The 15,706-nt window shown below is 66.3% G+C and carries 17 protein-coding genes; 8 read left to right on the forward strand and 9 right to left on the reverse strand.

Annotated elements, in window-relative coordinates:
- Positions 1 to 26: 26 nt before the first annotated feature.
- Entirely contained in the window at positions 27 to 2,030 is a 2,004-nt protein-coding gene (locus tag LK459_RS22605) for an APC family permease (RefSeq protein WP_174299162.1), read from the reverse strand.
- A gap of 226 nt (positions 2,031 to 2,256) precedes the next feature.
- On the opposite strand from LK459_RS22605, the gene LK459_RS22610 reads away from it, so the two are divergent.
- Positions 2,257 to 2,922 (forward strand): potassium channel family protein, encoded by a 666-nt coding sequence (locus tag LK459_RS22610; protein WP_007240430.1) that lies wholly within the window; start codon positions 2,257 to 2,259, stop codon positions 2,920 to 2,922.
- A 60-nt stretch (positions 2,923 to 2,982) separates the two neighbouring features.
- Positions 2,983 to 3,642 (forward strand): potassium channel family protein, encoded by a 660-nt coding sequence (locus LK459_RS22615; protein WP_227920908.1) that lies wholly within the window; start codon positions 2,983 to 2,985, stop codon positions 3,640 to 3,642.
- Positions 3,643 to 3,661: 19 nt separating this feature from the next.
- Here LK459_RS22615 and LK459_RS22620 read toward each other — a convergent pair whose 3' ends face one another.
- Both LK459_RS22620 and LK459_RS22625 read right to left on the reverse strand, forming a co-directional pair.
- Entirely contained in the window at positions 3,662 to 4,345 is a 684-nt protein-coding gene (locus tag LK459_RS22620; RefSeq protein WP_227920911.1) for a DUF3159 domain-containing protein, read from the reverse strand.
- Positions 4,326 to 4,703, reverse strand: a complete 378-nt coding sequence (locus LK459_RS22625; protein WP_227920913.1) for an OB-fold nucleic acid binding domain-containing protein — start codon at positions 4,701 to 4,703, stop codon at positions 4,326 to 4,328. The genes LK459_RS22620 and LK459_RS22625 overlap by 20 nt, the downstream gene beginning before the upstream one ends.
- 106 nt (positions 4,704 to 4,809) lie before the next feature.
- On the opposite strand from LK459_RS22625, the gene LK459_RS22630 reads away from it, so the two are divergent.
- A complete protein-coding gene (locus tag LK459_RS22630; RefSeq protein WP_227920915.1) occupies positions 4,810 to 5,562 on the forward strand; it encodes an alpha/beta hydrolase in 753 nt (250 codons plus the stop codon).
- Positions 5,563 to 5,607: 45 nt separating this feature from the next.
- On the opposite strand, the gene LK459_RS22635 is transcribed toward LK459_RS22630, so the two are convergent.
- Entirely contained in the window at positions 5,608 to 6,444 is an 837-nt protein-coding gene (locus LK459_RS22635) for a DUF3710 domain-containing protein (RefSeq protein ID WP_227920917.1), read from the reverse strand.
- Positions 6,444 to 6,998: a dUTP diphosphatase gene (gene dut, locus LK459_RS22640; protein ID WP_007240436.1), complete on the reverse strand. Its 555-nt coding sequence runs from the start codon at positions 6,996 to 6,998 to the stop codon at positions 6,444 to 6,446. The genes LK459_RS22635 and dut overlap by 1 nt, the downstream gene beginning before the upstream one ends.
- A gap of 23 nt (positions 6,999 to 7,021) precedes the next feature.
- Between dut and LK459_RS22645 the strand changes: the two genes are divergently transcribed.
- Positions 7,022 to 7,585: a DUF3093 domain-containing protein gene (locus tag LK459_RS22645; protein ID WP_039994438.1), complete on the forward strand. Its 564-nt coding sequence runs from the start codon at positions 7,022 to 7,024 to the stop codon at positions 7,583 to 7,585.
- Between the two features lie 95 nt (positions 7,586 to 7,680).
- Here the strand turns inward: LK459_RS22645 and LK459_RS22650 are convergent, their stop codons facing one another.
- Positions 7,681 to 7,980, reverse strand: coding sequence for a DUF4193 domain-containing protein (locus tag LK459_RS22650; protein WP_005173015.1), 300 nt, complete (start codon positions 7,978 to 7,980; stop codon positions 7,681 to 7,683).
- 404 nt (positions 7,981 to 8,384) lie between these two features.
- Between LK459_RS22650 and cei the strand changes: the two genes are divergently transcribed.
- Entirely contained in the window at positions 8,385 to 9,098 is a 714-nt protein-coding gene (cei, locus tag LK459_RS22655) for an envelope integrity protein Cei (RefSeq protein WP_227920919.1), read from the forward strand.
- Between the two features lie 22 nt (positions 9,099 to 9,120).
- Here the strand turns inward: cei and LK459_RS22660 are convergent, their stop codons facing one another.
- The gene (locus tag LK459_RS22660) at positions 9,121 to 10,056 is read right to left on the reverse strand and encodes an inositol monophosphatase family protein (protein WP_227920920.1); all 936 of its coding nucleotides are present in this window, start codon (positions 10,054 to 10,056) and stop codon (positions 9,121 to 9,123) included.
- Positions 10,057 to 10,238: 182 nt separating this feature from the next.
- On the opposite strand from LK459_RS22660, the gene ppgK reads away from it, so the two are divergent.
- Both ppgK and LK459_RS22670 read left to right on the forward strand, forming a co-directional pair.
- Entirely contained in the window at positions 10,239 to 11,024 is a 786-nt protein-coding gene (gene ppgK / locus LK459_RS22665; protein WP_007240440.1) for a polyphosphate--glucose phosphotransferase, read from the forward strand.
- A gap of 232 nt (positions 11,025 to 11,256) precedes the next feature.
- Positions 11,257 to 12,717 (forward strand): RNA polymerase sigma factor, encoded by a 1,461-nt coding sequence (locus LK459_RS22670; RefSeq protein WP_322590799.1) that lies wholly within the window; start codon positions 11,257 to 11,259, stop codon positions 12,715 to 12,717.
- A 41-nt stretch (positions 12,718 to 12,758) separates the two neighbouring features.
- Here the strand turns inward: LK459_RS22670 and LK459_RS22675 are convergent, their stop codons facing one another.
- Positions 12,759 to 13,163 (reverse strand): DUF952 domain-containing protein, encoded by a 405-nt coding sequence (locus tag LK459_RS22675; protein ID WP_322590800.1) that lies wholly within the window; start codon positions 13,161 to 13,163, stop codon positions 12,759 to 12,761.
- 252 nt (positions 13,164 to 13,415) lie between these two features.
- On the opposite strand from LK459_RS22675, the gene LK459_RS22680 reads away from it, so the two are divergent.
- Positions 13,416 to 13,622, forward strand: a complete 207-nt coding sequence (locus tag LK459_RS22680) for a DUF7455 domain-containing protein (RefSeq protein ID WP_005173003.1) — start codon at positions 13,416 to 13,418, stop codon at positions 13,620 to 13,622.
- A 115-nt stretch (positions 13,623 to 13,737) separates the two neighbouring features.
- Here LK459_RS22680 and LK459_RS22685 read toward each other — a convergent pair whose 3' ends face one another.
- Positions 13,738 to 15,456 (reverse strand): DEAD/DEAH box helicase, encoded by a 1,719-nt coding sequence (locus LK459_RS22685; protein ID WP_227920926.1) that lies wholly within the window; start codon positions 15,454 to 15,456, stop codon positions 13,738 to 13,740.
- Positions 15,457 to 15,706 lie beyond the last annotated feature (250 nt).

Here is a 15,706-nt window from a genome sequence, read left to right on the forward strand (position 1 = left end):
CGACCCGGGCCGCTGCGACGGGGAACTCACTGGCCGCCGAGAGCACGTCGGGTGTCTCCCGGTGCGTTGTATTCGAGATCGTCGCGTCGACGATCCGACGAGGTGAGCTGCCAGGGCACGGAGGTGACCATGACGCCGGGCTCGAACAGCAGCCGGGTCTTGAGCCGCAGCGCCGACTGATTGTGCAGGATCTGCTCCCACCAGTGTCCGACCACGTACTCGGGGATGAAGACCGTGATCACGTCCCGCGGATGCTCGCGCCGGACGCGGCGGACGTATTCGATGACAGGTCGGGTGATCTCTCGGTAGGGCGATGCGATCACTTTCAGCGGCACCTTGATGTCGCTTTCCTCCCACTGCGACACGAGGATGCGTGTGTCGCGGTCGTCGACGTTGACCGTGATGGCCTCGAGCACGTCCGGTCGTGTCGCGCGGGCGTAGAGCAGCGCACGCTTGGTGGCCATGTGCAGCGTCGACACCAAGACGATCGAGTGCGTGCGACTCGGCAGTACCTGCTCGTCCTCGGCTTCGACTCGCTCGAGTTCACGCTGCACCGACGCGTAATGATGGTGGATCAGCTTCATCAGCACGAAGAGGATGACCATTGCCAGGATCGCGATCCAGGCGCCCGCGGTGAACTTGGTGATGAGGACCACCACGAGCACGGTCGCCGTCATCACGAGGCCGACCGAGTTGATGATCCGGGACTGCTTCATCCGACGCCGCGCACGCGGGTCGGTCTCGGTGCGCAGCAGGCGCGTCCAATGTCGCACCATCCCCGCCTGGCTGAGCGTGAACGACACGAACACACCGACGATGTAGAGCTGGATGAGCGCTGTCACCTCACCGCCGAAAGCCACCACGAACGCGATGGCGGCGACGGCGAGGAAGATGATCCCGTTACTGAAGGCGAGCCGGTCACCGCGGGTGTGCAGCTGACGGGGCAGAAACCGGTCCTGGGCAAGGACGGAGCCCAGGACGGGGAACCCGTTGAACGCCGTGTTCGCGGCCAGCATCAGGATGAGCGCCGTGGCCACCGCCACGAAATAGAACCCGAACGGGAAACTCTCGAACACCGCCTGCGCCAATTGCGCGATGAGCGCTTCCTGCTGATATCCCGGCGGTGCCCCGATCAGATCCCGCGCGGGATCGGACACGTACTTCGCGCCCACCCGCTCGGCGAGCATCACGATGCCCAGCAGCAGGATGATCGCGATGGTCCCGAGCATGAGCAGCGTCGTCGCCGCGTTGCGAGACTTGGGTTTCCGGAACGCCGGTACGCCGTTGCTGATGGCCTCGACACCGGTCAGCGCCGCGGAACCGGACGAGAAGGCCCGCGCGACCAGGAAGATGAATGCGATGCCGGCGAGATGTGTGTTCTCGGCGCGGATTTCGAAATCGGCGGTCTCGGCACGCACGTCCTCGCCGAGAACGAAGATCTCGATGACCCCCCACAACAGCATTGCGATCACGCCGAAGATGAACGCGTAGGTCGGGATCGCCAGCACCGAACCGGATTCCTTGATGCCGCGCAGATTGACCGCGGCGAGCACGACGATCGCGGCGACGCAGAACCACACCCGGTGTTCGTGCACGAACGGCAGCGCCGACCCGATGTTCTCCGCGGCGGAGGAGATCGACACGGCGACGGTGAGCACGTAGTCGACCAACAGTGCGCTGCCGACGACCAGCCCGGCGTTGGAGCCGAGATTGACCGTCGCGACCTCGTAATCACCGCCCCCGGACGGATATGCGTGCACGTTCTGTCGATAGCTGGCGACAACGACGGCCATCACGACCGCGACCGCGAGAGCGATCCACGGGGCAAGCGTCATGGCTGACAGGCCCGCGACCGAGAGCACCAGGAAGATCTCCTGGGGCGCGTAGGCGACCGACGACATGGCGTCAGAAGCGAAGACGGGTAGCGCGATCCGCTTGGGCAGCAGCGTGTGGCCCAATGTGTCGCTTCGGAAGGGTCTGCCGAGAAGCAGCCGTTTCGTCGCGACAGACGCCTTTGACACGGTGGACACCACGCAACACTAAGACCTCGCGCTGGTCTGCGGCCACTACGGTCCCGAGGTCCCCTGTTTCGCGCCACGGCGGGCTCGTCTCCGCGCGTCTCGGACGAGTTCGAGCGGCCGGATGTCGCCGAGGTGATCGGGCGGGTAGGTTCAAGTCGCGCGGAGGATCGGCCACAGCTGCCGGTTTCGACGTCCTCCGCGCGTCCGGAGCCGGTGTCCCCACGAAAGGATCGATGTGCGCGTAGTCATCATGGGGTGCGGACGCGTCGGGTCGTCCCTGGCGATGGCCATGCAGAAGCGTGGCCATCAGGTGGCCATCATCGATCGCGATCCGACTGCCTTCACGCGACTTCCCGACGACTTCGCCGGCGAGCAGATCGTCGGTGTCGGGTTCGATCGTGACGTCCTCGGACGGGCGGGAATCGAGGAGGCGGATGCGTTCGCCGCGGTCTCGTCCGGCGACAACTCCAACATCATCGCCGCACGGGTGGCCCGCGAGACCTTCGACGTTCCCCGCGTCGTCGCCAGGATCTACGACGCCAAGCGGGCACAGGTCTACGAGCGATTGGGTATCCCGACCGTGGCGACGGTGCCATGGACGACCGAGCGTTTCGTCTCGGCACTCGGCGAGACGTCGACGACGACCGAGTGGCGCGATCCGTCGGGGACCATCGCGATCGCCCAACTCGACGTGCACGAATCGTGGATCGGTATCAGCTCGGGGAAATTCCAGGAGCTCAGCGGGGCTCGCCTGGCATTCCTCAACCGACACGGCAAACCGATCCTGCCCGAAGCGAAAACGGTTCTGCAGCAGGACGACATCGTCTTCGCGTCGGTCCGCCTCGACGATCTCGCTGCGGTACGAGCACTCGTCGCCGCCCCGCTGGCACATGCCGATTAGCGGCCCTGAGCGTCGACGTCGACCAGCGGGCCCACAGCCCATGCCGATCAGAGGAGAGACATGAAAGTCGCCATCGCCGGTGCGGGCGCCGTCGGCCGTTCGATCGCCCGTGAACTCATCGCAGCCGGTCACGAGGTGACCCTGTTCGAACGGCTCGCGAGTCACATCGACGTCGACGCCGTGCGCGGAGCCACATGGCTGTTGGCCGACGCCTGCGAACTGGCCAACCTCGAACGGGCCAACCTGCAGTCGTTCGACGTGATGATCGCCGCCACCGGTGACGACAAGGCGAACCTCGTCGTCAGTCTGCTCGCGAAGACCGAATTCGCCGTCAGCAGGGTCGTCGCCCGGGTGAACGATCCGCGCAACGAGTGGTTGTTCGGCGAGGACTGGGGCGTCGACGTCGCCGTGTCCACCCCCCGCCTGCTGGCCTCGCTCGTCGAGGAAGCCGTATCGGTCGGTGACCTCGTTCGGCTCATGACGTTCCGCCAGGGGCAGGCCAACCTCGTCGAGCTCACACTCCCGCCCGATACCCCGCTCGCGGGCAAACCCGTACGCAAGATCGACCTGCCCCGCGACGCCGCCCTGGTGGCCATCCTGCGAGGAGGCCGAGTGATCGTGCCCGAACGCGACGACCCACTCGAGGGCGGCGACGAACTCGTCTTCGTTGCCGCCGTCGAGGTCGAACCCGACCTCCACGCGGCGATCCACGTCAGCTGAGCGTCGCGCGCGGCGTCTCCTACTCCGCCGTGCGCGTGACGCGCTCGACGGATTCGCGTGCAGCCCGTCGGACGAGCAGGACCGTCACGACGACCGCGAGCACAGTCAAAGGCCAGCCCATCGCGATCCGGGCCAGAGCAAGCCAGCCGGTGTCGCCGCTGTCGTAGAGCGACGACTGTGCGAGGTACCGACCCGCGAACACCAGCGTCCAGAACGCCGTCGCCACGTCGTAGGCGATCAGCGTCCTGCGGTTGCGCCGCCACGCGACACCCGCGCCGGTGGCGTAGTTCCACACCACGCCGATCAGCGGCCAGCGCACCAGAATCGAGGCGAGCAGGACGCCCGCATACGCGAGCGAGGTCCAGATACCGAAGAGAAAATAGCCCTTGGCGTCACCCACGCGGTGGGCGATGAAGACGCAGATCGCCACGCCGAGGAAACCGGAGAGGGCGGGGGCGAGCCCCTCGTGTCGGAGCAGACGGACACCAGTGATCACCGCCGCCGCGACGAGAGCGGCGATCGTCGCCGCCGTCAGACCCGACAGCGCATTGGCGGGAACGAACACCACGACCGGAATGGTCGACGAGATGAGGCCGGACACGCCGCCGAGTTGGTCGAGGACCGTCGGCGCCGGATGATCGCCCGGCGCGGCTGCGCCGGTGTGCGGCGGAGCGTCGGAGCTGTCAGTCTTCTCCGTCGCCATGCAGCTCGTAGTCGGGGTTGTAGATCACCTTGGTCCCGTTGTGCTCTCCGACACGTCCGCTCACCGTGATCTTGCGGCCGGGCTCGATGCCGGGGATTCGGTTGCGGCCGAGCCACTTGAGGAACACCACGTCGCTGCCGTCGAAGAACTCGGCCTTGACCCCGCTCTTGGCGGTTCGCGAACAGGTCTCGACTGCGCGCAACTCGCCGTGCATCGTGACCTCGTCGCCGCGGGAACACTCCACCGCGCGCTGGGCGCCGGTGGCGGCGGATTCTGCGGCGATCTTCTCCGCATCGGCCTCGCCGAGGTCTTCGGTGAGCCGCTTCGTCAGCCGCTTGAGGTAACCGGCTGTGGGCATCACAACCTCCAGGTAGACGTTGTCTTGCGGGCCCGGCCAACCGAGCCACTTCCGGCCAGCGTAGACCCCTGCGTTCCTTCTGGACAACGCACGGCATCATCAGTTCATGCCCTCAGCCGACGCCGCGTCCCCACCAGCACCGACGGGGCTGGTCGTGATGCCGGGAACCGGCTCGGACGACGACTACGCGCGGCGGGCATTCGGCGTCGCCGCGGAGCTCCTCGGCGTCGAACTGATCACGCCGGCGCCATCTGCCGACCTGATCGACGGGTATCTGCGCGACATGGACGCCGCGGTGCGTGAGCACGGCGCGATCCTGGTCGGAGGTGTGTCGATCGGCGCGGTAGCAGCGCTGCGATGGGCGCTGCAGCAGCAGTCCGCGCATCGTTCCCCCGGAACGTGCTCGGGTGTTCTCGCGGCACTGCCGCCGTGGAGCGGCGAGCCGACAGGGGCCGTGGCCGCCGCGAGCGCTCGCCTGACCGCTGATGCTGTCGACCGCGACGGTCTCGATACGACGATCGCCGCAATGGTGTCGACGAGTCCCGATTGGCTCGGCGTCGAATTGAGCCGCTCCTGGCGCGCGCAGGCCGACCATCTGGTCGAACAACTGCGCGCGGCGGCGGACTGCGTCGCGCCGACGGCTGCAGAAATCTCGAAATTGGCTGTGCCCCTGGCGATCACCGCCTCCATCGACGATCCACTTCATCCCTGGGAAGTGGCACAGCAGTGGGCTTCCGCTGCGGGTTGCGCAGCGGTCGTCGGCGTTGAACTGTCCCGTTGGGGCACCGACCCCGCTGTGCTCGGCACGTCATGCGCACGCACCTGGCTGCGATTGCGTCACAGCGAGACGGCCGAGTGAGCCGGCCGCCGTGCCAGCCGGGCGTCATGCCAGCCGGCCGTCGATTCAGCGACGCCGACGGAAGCGCTGCATGGCCGATCCGGCCGAACGCGGCTCTTCGTCCGGGAACGAACCGTCCTCGTCGGCGGTGTGTGTCGACTCGACGGCGGGCGCGTCCGCGACGGGATCGGGGACACCACCGGGGTGCTGCTGATCGTCGCCCGCGACCGCCTGCGCGCTGTCGGACTTACCGACCTGAGCCGGGCTCTCGCCGCCCTGAGCGCCCTCGAACATCTGCTGCTGTGCAGCCGCGACCTGCTCGGCGAGAACCGGCGGAAGTACCAGCGGCAACATCTCCCGCGGTGGTGCAGGATCGGTGCCACGCCGGACAACGGATTCGGCGAGAACGGCACGCGAGAGTTGGGCCAATTCGCCCGCGGTCTCGTCTGGACCACTCGCGACCAGTCGGACCATCCAGCGGGGACCGTCGACACCGATGAAGCGATGACTCCCGCCGGGAACCTCCGCGACGATTTCGCGGCCCCAGTGACCGTCTTCGATGCTCGTGGTCGCGCCGTCGTTCTTCAGTGAATCGACGAGCTCGCCGACCACCTCACGCCACAGACCGGGCGATTTGGGCGCCGCGAACGCCGCGACGGTGATGCGACCGTACGGGGTCACGAGATACACGGCCTCCGGCTGATGGTCGGCACTCATCTCGACCGTTACCTGCCCGCCCTCTACGACAGGCACGAGGACGGCGCCGAGATCGAGGTGGGACTTCTCGAGATCGTCGGCAGGCGTGTCGAGTTCGGTGATGTCGTACGGACCTCGCGCCTGACCGATGAGCAGCGGCTCATCGGATGCGTCCGATGCCGACTTCGATTCGGGATCTCGTGCCATCACGTCGGGTTCTCCTCGCTCGCGTTGTCATCTGCGGACTCCGAGCCAGCGCCCGGGTCGACGGGTCCCCCGCTCGTCAGTATGGCGTGTCCACCGCTCGATCCGTAGCCACCATCGCCGCGTGCCGTCTCGTCGAGTGCGTCGACCTCCGCGAAGTCGGCGAGCTCGACCCGTTGGATCAGCAGCTGTGCGATCCGATCGCCGCGCGCGATGCTGATCGTCTCCGACGGGTCGAGGTTGATCAGACACACCTTGATCTCGCCGCGGTACCCGGCGTCGATGGTCCCCGGTGTGTTGACGATGGACAAACCCGCACGTGCGGCGAGTCCGGACCTGGGGTGGATCAGCCCGACCATCCCGAACGGCAGGGCAACGGCTATGCCCGTACCGACGAGCTGTCGGCGTCCGGGGGGTAGTTCGAGATCTATCGTCGAACACAGGTCGACGCCCGCGTCACCGGCGTGTGCGCGTGTGGGCAGCGGAATGTCGGGATCGAGTCGCTTCACCGGGATGGGACCGATCGCTGCAGCGCCAGGGGTGGATTCTGCGGTCACGCACGCAGACTACGCTGACCGGTGTGAGCTCATCCGAACCACCCGAGGACACCGGGAACCTTTCTTCAGGACCGGCCGATCCGGCAGCAGATCGCTACAGCGAACGTCTGTGGGTGCCCCTGTGGTGGTGGCCGGCCGCCGCTGTGGTGACCGCCGTGGCCGGATACGAGATCCAACTCTCGGCGCATCGCTCGTCGTGGAGTTTCGTCGGCTATATCGCCGTGGGCCTGCTGTGCGCATTACTGCTGTGGTCGATGGGCCGGACCCAGGTCAGGGTGAGCGCCGACGGCGTGCTGCACGCCGGAAAGGCACAACTGCCCAACTCGGTGATCGCGCGCGGCGCGAGTATCCCCGCATCGGCGAAGAGCGCGGCTCTCGGCCGCCAGCTCGACCCGGCGGCGTATCTGGTCCACCACGCGTGGATCAAGACGATGGTGTTACTGGTGTTGGACGATCCCGACGATCCCACGCCGTACTGGCTCGTGTCGACGCGTCATCCCGAGCAGGTTCTGGCCGCACTCGGCATCCCTGATGCCAGCGCGACCGACGCCGTGAACCCACAGCGCTCGGACCACGAACAGGGCTGAGCCTGGAACGTCCGAGCTGCACGGAGAGACCTCAGACGAGGTCTCTCCGGGTACCGCTCAGTGCACGTGCCGGTGTCCGGCACGACGTAGAGCCCTCAGGCGCAGTCGACGCAGATGAGCGAACTGCCGTTCTCGCGGGCGAGACGACTGCGGTGGTACACGAGGAAGCAGCTGCTGCAGGTGAACTCGTCGGCCTGCTTGGGGATCACACGGACCGACAGCTCCTCACCGGAGAGGTCGGCACCCGGGAGCTCGAACGATTCCGCGGTGTCGGTTTCGTCGACATCCACCGCGGACGACTGGGCCTCACTGCGGCGAGCCTTCAGCTCTTCGAGCGAGTCCTCGTTCAGATCTTCGGTCTCCGTACGCCGTGGCGCGTCGTAATCAGTAGCCATTGTGTGCCTTACTTGGTTGGAGTGGGAGCCGAGGTGGACTGGCTTGTGGCCGGTCGACCAATGAGCACGATGCCTTGCCGGGGGACTGTTTTCGCCGACGTCACAACAACTCGTGGCGCCTGCAATTCGTTACCCGCGACCGAACAGATTTATGTGATGTGCGTCACATAAGCCGTGGCTTGTCCGACCTCTGTCGAGGACGGGGCGCCCGAACTGTAGTGCATCGCTTGTCCGCGGTCAACATCACGTGTACGCCGATTCATTCCCCGACTTCGATGAAACGCTCGACTCGCGCAGGCGGCACCTTGCCCACACGCACGTGTCGACGCTCTACAGTGAAGCTCATGCCGCTCGCCGCGCTCTGAGCGCGGGCGTGCGTCGACGAGAGAAGGAGCAGGTCACCGGTGGTCTCGAGGATTACGGTTGGTTACCCCACCGACGACAAGGGACGGCCTTATCGACGTCGGCACGCGAGACCCGCCGTCATCGTCGCGGTCCTCCTGCTCGTCGTCGGCGTGATCGCGTGGGCTGTCGCGCTGTCGAAGTCGACGGCAGATGCCACCCCCACCAGTTGCAATCAACCGACCCCCGCCAGCTCGTCCGTCGCAGCACCGCCCGCGGCGAACGGTCCCGCTGCACCGTCGGCGAAGACACCGAAACTGACCGTCGTCAGTCGTGACGACATGCTCGAGGTCGCTCCTGCGGCGCTGTCGACCTTCCAGGTGCGCGTATTGAACGCGTCGACGGAGCGGGGTGAAGCCCAGACGGTCTCCGACGATCTGACAGCGCAGGGTTTCAACCCCGTTCCCGACGGCGCGTACGCCGACGACGCCCTCTACCCCAACCACGACCTCGACTGTGTGGCGCAGATCCGATTCGGTCCCGCGGGCAAGGCGGCCGCGGCGTCGGTCTGGATTGCGATCCCGTGTGCCGAACTCGTCGACGACGGCCGCACGGGCACCTCCGTCGACGTCGCACTCGGCCAGTACTACAAGGCACGCGAGCAGTCACAGGACACACAGGCCGCCCTCGAAGCGCTTCGGTCGGCCGATCCCCAGAACCCCAAGACAGGCGCCGACCCGGGCGTCGTGCGGGCAGTTCACGCCCAATCCTGTTGATCTGAGGGGAGATTCAGCTCAGTCAGGTGCGGGGTCGGCCTGGGGTCGACGCCGTGAGGGGTGCCAGCGCACCGATCTCATCGAGGAGTCCGAAGAATTCGTCGGCAATTCCCGGCGCGACCGCCACGGTGGCATCGCCGTCGGCCGATCGGGACTCCGGCGGAGGCGTGCGCACCATCGCGCCCGCCTCGGCGGCGACGAGCGCTCCGGCGGCCCAGTCCCACGGACTCAGACCGTGCTCGATATGTGCGTCCACAGCCCCGGACGCGACCATGCACAGATCGAGGGCCGCTGCGCCGACGCGTCGGAGATCACGCACGCGCGGCAGAAGCCGTGCCATGAGTTGGCCCTGCACACGCCGACGGTCGACGTCGTAGCCGAATCCTGTCGCGACGAGCGCCAGGTCGGCGCGCGAGATGGGATTGGCCCGGAGCCGGACACGTTCACCGTCGCGTAGCTCGTACGCGCCGCCTCCCGATGTGGCCGTGTAGACGACGTCGCGCGCGACATCGACGACAGCACCGGCCACCGATCTGCCGTCGATCTGCGCTGCGACGGACACCGCGTACGCGGGAATACCGTAGAGAAAATTGACCGTGCCGTCGATGGGATCGATCACCCATCGCACACCTGACGGCACCTCGACAGTGCCGCCCTCCTCCTCCCCGAGGACGGCGTCGTCCGGGCGCAGTCGGTGCAGGCGCGAGCGGATGAGTTCCTCGGATTCGGTGTCGGCAAGCGTCACGGGATCCGTGGGCGTCGATTTCGTGGACACCGCCGTATTCGAGTCGTCGCCGGTCACCGTCGAAGTTCCGGTGCGACCGAACAACTCCGGGCGACGACGCCGTACGTGGCGAGCCGCATCGGTGGCGACCTCGAGTGCCACTGCGCCGAGCTGTGCCACGTCGACACCGGCGATGGTCGGAATCGTCTCGACTTTCTCGCGTGGGATGTTCACCAGACCATCATGTCAGCCGCCTGTCGCCGGACCGGGTCGGCGCCCGCCGGCCACTCGGCGGTCACGCACTCGTCACCATGCGACACGATTTCCGGCAAGGTCCGCCCGCTTGACCTCACGCGTGGATAGCCTGAATAGCGCACGATTGCGGACACCGCGATCCCCCGAGAGAGGAAGCCGTCATGACCGACTCATCCACCTCCGCGAAGGACTCCGCCGGACCCCGTGCATTCGGAGTCGATGTAGGAGGGTCGGGGATCAAGGGCGGGATCGTCGATCTCACGACGGGCCAGCTGGTCGGCGAACGATACAAGGTTCTCACCCCCCAACCCGCGACGCCCGAGGCTGTCTCGAAAGGTGTTGCCGAGGTGGTCGGCCACTTCAACTGGGAAGGGCCTGTGGGGATCACGCTGCCCGGAGTCATTACCGACGGGACCATGCGCACCGCGGCGAACATCGACAAGGGCTGGATCGGCACCAACACCTACGACCTGTTCAGCAAGGATCTCGGCGGGCGGCCGCTCTCCGTCGTCAATGACGCCGACGCCGCAGGCATGGCCGAAGACGCACACGGAGCCGGAAGCGGCGTCGACGGCGTGGTCATGCTGTTGACGTTCGGCACGGGCATCGGCTCGGCGATCCTGGTGAATGGCACGCTCGTGCCGAACACCGAGCTCGGACACCTCGTCGTCGGCAAGAAGGAGGCCGAGCACCAGGCGTCGTCTCGCATCAAGGACGAGAAGGGCTGGTCGTACAAGAAGTGGTCGAAGAAGGTCAGCAGGGTTCTCGAGGAATACGAAGCACTGTTCTGGCCGACGTTGTTCATCGCGGGCGGTGGGATCAGCCGTAAGGCCGACAAGTGGATTCCCCTGCTGACCAACGACACCAAGGTGGTCCCGGCGGCCCTGCAGAACACCGCCGGGATCGTCGGCGCGGCGATGGCGGTCGATCAGGGTCTCAGGCCCTGACCCGACCGGCGTCAGTCCCTCTCCCGTGGGGCTGACGCCGATACCCGACACGCCCGCGATGACCGCTTTCGCGTGCGGGCGACAGCCTGCCTGACCTGGCATTTGTCACATTCGGAGTGATGTTGTCGTTACAATGGTTTCCACCGGTGACGATGCACCGAGAAACCAGCCCGATCCGCAGCGGTTCCCCGCTGTGAATCAGCGTGTCAGATTTTGTTCGGAAAGGTTGTACGTGGCAGCCACCCAGACCCGCCAGAGCGACGCCGAAGCCGAGGATTCGACGGCGACGTCGGCCCCGGCTGCAGAGAAGGCAACGCCGAGAAAGACCGCCAAGAAGGCGGCCAAGAAGGCCACTGCTCGTAAGGCTCCCGCCAAGAAGGCCGCGAAGAAGGCCGCCCCCGCGAAGAAGGCGGCCAAGAAGGCGACAGGTCCCGCCGACGGCGTCGACGAGGCCGACGGCGCAGAGGATCTCGACGACGGCGGCTCGATCGACGACATCGACGGCCCTGACGCCGAACTCGACGACGTCGAGATCGACGACGAGGATCTCGACGTCGACGACGACGATGTCGAGGATTCCGCCGAAGACGACGAGGACACCGCCGAGGAGACCGAGACTCCGGCGAAGACCACCGCCGGTGCAACACCTCCCGTGGCACCTCCCGCCGACAAGTCCACGAAGGACGCCGACGCGAAGACCGCAGGCGACTTCGTCTGGGACGAGGAAGAATCCGAGGCTCTCCGCCAGGCACGCAAGGATGCCGAGCTCACCGCCTCCGCGGACTCGGTTCGCGCCTATCTCAAGCAGATCGGCAAGGTCGCCCTCCTCAATGCCGAGGAGGAGGTCGAACTCGCCAAGCGCATCGAGGCAGGCCTGTACGCCACGGAGCGTCTCCGCCGGATCATGGAATCCGGTGAGAAGCTCTCGACGGCGCAGAAGCGTGACCTGAACTGGATCTCGCGCGACGGAAACCGCGCCAAGAACCATCTACTCGAGGCGAACCTCCGCCTCGTCGTCTCGCTGGCCAAGCGCTACACCGGCCGTGGCATGGCCTTCCTGGACCTCATCCAGGAGGGCAACCTCGGTCTCATCCGCGCCGTCGAGAAGTTCGACTACACCAAGGGCTACAAATTCTCGACGTACGCCACCTGGTGGATTCGACAGGCGATCACGCGCGCCATGGCCGACCAGGCCCGCACCATCCGCATCCCCGTGCACATGGTGGAGGTCATCAACAAGCTCGGACGCATCCAGCGTGAGCTGCTGCAGGATCTCGGCCGCGAGCCGACCCCTGAAGAGCTCGCGAAGGAAATGGACATCACACCCGAGAAGGTGTTGGAGATCCAGCAGTACGCGCGTGAGCCCATTTCCCTCGACCAGACGATCGGTGACGAGGGCGACTCGCAGCTCGGCGACTTCATCGAAGACTCCGAGGCCGTTGTCGCGGTCGACGCGGTCAGTTTCACACTCCTGCAAGACCAGTTGCAGTCGGTGCTCGAGACCCTGTCGGAGCGTGAGGCCGGTGTGGTGCGCCTGCGCTTCGGCCTCACCGACGGGCAACCGCGGACGCTCGACGAGATCGGTCAGGTCTACGGAGTGACCCGCGAGCGTATCCGCCAGATCGAGTCGAAGACCATGTCCAAGCTGCGCCACCCGAGCCGGTCACAGGTCCTGCGCGACTACCTCGACTGAGAAACCTCAGCCGACGGCTCGGTTCTGAATCCGGGCGAGTCCTAGCGGCTCGCCCGGCCCTCACCGAAGGGCGGGAACCTGCCGTCGGCGCCACGCGGATAGCTTGTTTCATCGACGACGGCTGTCAGCGGAAGAGGACCGTACAGATGCGGGAATCGCATGTCTGCAGGGTCGTCGGAGGTGCCGGGTTCCCATCGGATCTCATCGTCGATGAGTGCAGTGTCGACGATGAGCGCGACGAGGTCATGTTCATCCTCGTAGAACCGGTTCGCCGGGAGGTGCACCTGCTGCGGAGTGGACAGATGCACGAATCCGACCTCGCTCAGCGAGAGAGGACGCAGCTCGGAGTACCCGGCGCCCCGTGATCGCTGCACAGCCTGCCAGTCCGCATGGGACATCAGGTGGACGAGGTACCGGGTTGCCTGCCGCTCGGTGGATGGCGTCACGGCAGCACCATAGCCACCACGAGTCTCGTCGAACACCGGATGTGAGCCAGATCGCGTCCCACGTAACGGGTTCGTGTTGCCGTGTTGCACCTTGGAGAACCGCTGTTAACGGTGAGTGACGACACACCCGGGAAACCCGCGGAACAATACGAGCATCCCAAACGTCTGACACAGTGAGGTTGACGCATCGTCCGGATGCGTTGGCTCTGAAGGGAAGGCGACCACACAGGCGCCGGACCGGGACGGAGGAAAATGTCTGACATCGCCACCACAACCCCGATCTCCATACCGCTCACTGCTGCCGATCGTTGCGATCGCTGTGGCGCAGCCGCAAAGGTTCGTGCCGTCCTTCCCAAGGGCGGCGAGCTTCTCTTCTGCCGCCACCACTTCAACGAGCACGAGGCGCGACTCGTCGAGCTGAGTGCCACCGTCGAGGAGTCAGCGGGAGAGCTGGTCTAGAGACCGACAGACGTACTCAGAACGCCCCGACCGCCCGATGCGGTCGGGGCGTTCTGTCGTTTCGACTGCGACGGATCTGGCCGGGGTTCACGTGCCCGTGCCTACCCGCCCTGTGTCAGCGCCACTCTCGCAGTGCCTTGATCCGTTCACGCAGCTGGTCGGCTGTCGCCATCGCCGTGGGAGGCCCGCCCAGCCGGCTGCGCAGTTCGTTGTGCACCATGCCGTGTGGTTTGCCGGTGCGGTGGTGGTGCATCGCCACCAAACCGTTGAGTTCCTTACGCAGCGCGTGCAGGTTCTCCCCCGGGGCCGGCTGAGGGGGCGTCTGGGCAGGGGTGATCTGGGTGACCGTCGACCGTTGCGCCACCTGTTCGGCCTGTTTCTTCCGTAGCAACGCCCGTACCTGTTCGGCGTCGAGCAGTCCCGGCAGACCTAGGTAGTCCGACTCCTCGTCGCTGCCGGCGAACGTCGCGGTACCGAACGACGAACCGTCGTAGATCACCTGATCGAGCTCGGCGTCGGCGTGCAGCGACTGGAAGCCCTTTTCCTCCTCGCCCGGTTCGTCCTTCTGCTTGTTCGCGTCGATCAGCAGTGCATCGTCGAGTCCGTCGCTATCGCGGTGGGGCTTGCCGAGTACATGGTCGCGTTCGGCTTCCATCTGGCTCGCGAGGTTCAGGAGCACAGGAACCGACGGCAGGAAGACGCTCGCGGTCTCCCCTGGGCGCCGCGATCGCACGAATCGCCCGATCGCCTGCGCGAAGAACAGCGGCGTCGACGCACTCGTCGCGTACACGCCGACCGCAAGCCGCGGCACGTCGACGCCTTCGGACACCATGCGCACAGCGATCATCCACTCGTCGTCGGACTCGGCGAACTGCGAAATGCGCGACGTCGACTTCGGGTCGTCGGACAGGACCAGGACCGGTTTGCGCCCTGTGATCGATTCCAGAAGCTCTGCGTAGTCACGGGCCACCGTCTGATCGGTCGCGATCACCAGCCCTCCGGCGTCGGGGACGCCTGCCGCGCGCAGCTGGCCGAGTCGGGTGTGCGCCGCCTGGAAGACCGAGGGAATCCAGTCGCCGTGGGCGTCGAGCGCGGTTCGCCAGGCGCGTGCGGTCTGTTCGGCCGACAACGGCTCGCCCAGGCGCGCGGTGTACTCCTCGCCCGCGGAGGTCCGCCAACTCGCCTGACCCGAATAGGCGAGGAATACGACAGGCCGCACGACGCCGTCGGCCAGCGCGTCTGCGTAGCCGTAGGTGTGGTCGGCACTCGACCGCAGCACGCCGCCCTCCTCCGGCTCGTAGGTGACGAACGGGATGGGCGAGTCGTCGGAGCGGAAAGGTGTTCCGGTCAGCGACAACCGGCGGACAGCGTCGGAAAACGCCTCGCGGATCGCCTCACCCCACGATTTCGCGTCACCACCGTGGTGGATCTCGTCGAGGATCACCAGGGTCCGGCGATTCTCGGTGCGCACCCGGTGCCTCGACGGGTGGGCCGCAACCTGCGCATAGGTCAGCGCGACGCCGTTGTAGTCGGAACTGGTCTGACCGTCGGAGTTGCGGAACCGCGAATCGAGTGCGATGCCGACACGCGCGGCGGCCTGTGCCCACTGATGCTTGAGGTGTTCGGTCGGGGTGACGACGGTGACCTGCTCGACGGTGCGGTCGTCGAGCAGCTCGCGCGCGACGCGGAGTCCGAAGGTCGTTTTTCCGGCGCCGGGAGTCGCCACGGCGAGAAAGTCGGTTGGTCGAGAGGCCAGATACTTCGTCAGCGCCCGCCGCTGCCAGGCACGTAGCGGCGGACCTGCGGGTGTTGCGGACGATTGGGCAGAAGTCACGTAATCAAAGCTCCCGACGGCGCGAAGGCAAGAAACAACCCCTCGGCCAGATGGACGGTGCCAGAACACATTCACTCAGAACACATTCACTCAGAACGCATTCACTCCGAGGGGACTTCACGATCTTAACCGCTGCCCCCGACGCTCCCGACGCCAGACACGTGACACGCGGCGAGGGGTGTGTCGCACGCAACCTCGGGCTATCAGGGATGCTGGACCCATAGCAACCCCACGCCGAAACCCCGTTCCG

The sequence above is a fragment of the Gordonia otitidis genome (assembly GCF_020735545.1).
Classification (GTDB): domain Bacteria; phylum Actinomycetota; class Actinomycetes; order Mycobacteriales; family Mycobacteriaceae; genus Gordonia; species Gordonia otitidis.

Excerpts from the sequence above, each read along its gene's own strand:
- LK459_RS22620 (WP_227920911.1), bottom strand. The coding sequence starts at position 4,345 with ATGGCGACGGAGAAGACTGACAGCTCCGACGCTCCGCCGCACACCGGC.
- LK459_RS22680 (WP_005173003.1), top strand. The coding sequence starts at position 13,416 with ATGTCTGACATCGCCACCACAACCCCGATCTCCATACCGCTCACTGCT.
- LK459_RS22635 (WP_227920917.1), bottom strand. The coding sequence starts at position 6,444 with ATGGCACGAGATCCCGAATCGAAGTCGGCATCGGACGCATCCGATGAG.
- LK459_RS22625 (WP_227920913.1), bottom strand. The coding sequence starts at position 4,703 with ATGCCCACAGCCGGTTACCTCAAGCGGCTGACGAAGCGGCTCACCGAA.
- LK459_RS22615 (WP_227920908.1), top strand. The coding sequence starts at position 2,983 with ATGAAAGTCGCCATCGCCGGTGCGGGCGCCGTCGGCCGTTCGATCGCC.
- LK459_RS22650 (WP_005173015.1), bottom strand. The coding sequence starts at position 7,980 with ATGGCTACTGATTACGACGCGCCACGGCGTACGGAGACCGAAGATCTG.
- LK459_RS22630 (WP_227920915.1), top strand. The coding sequence starts at position 4,810 with ATGCCCTCAGCCGACGCCGCGTCCCCACCAGCACCGACGGGGCTGGTC.
- ppgK (WP_007240440.1), top strand. The coding sequence starts at position 10,239 with ATGACCGACTCATCCACCTCCGCGAAGGACTCCGCCGGACCCCGTGCA.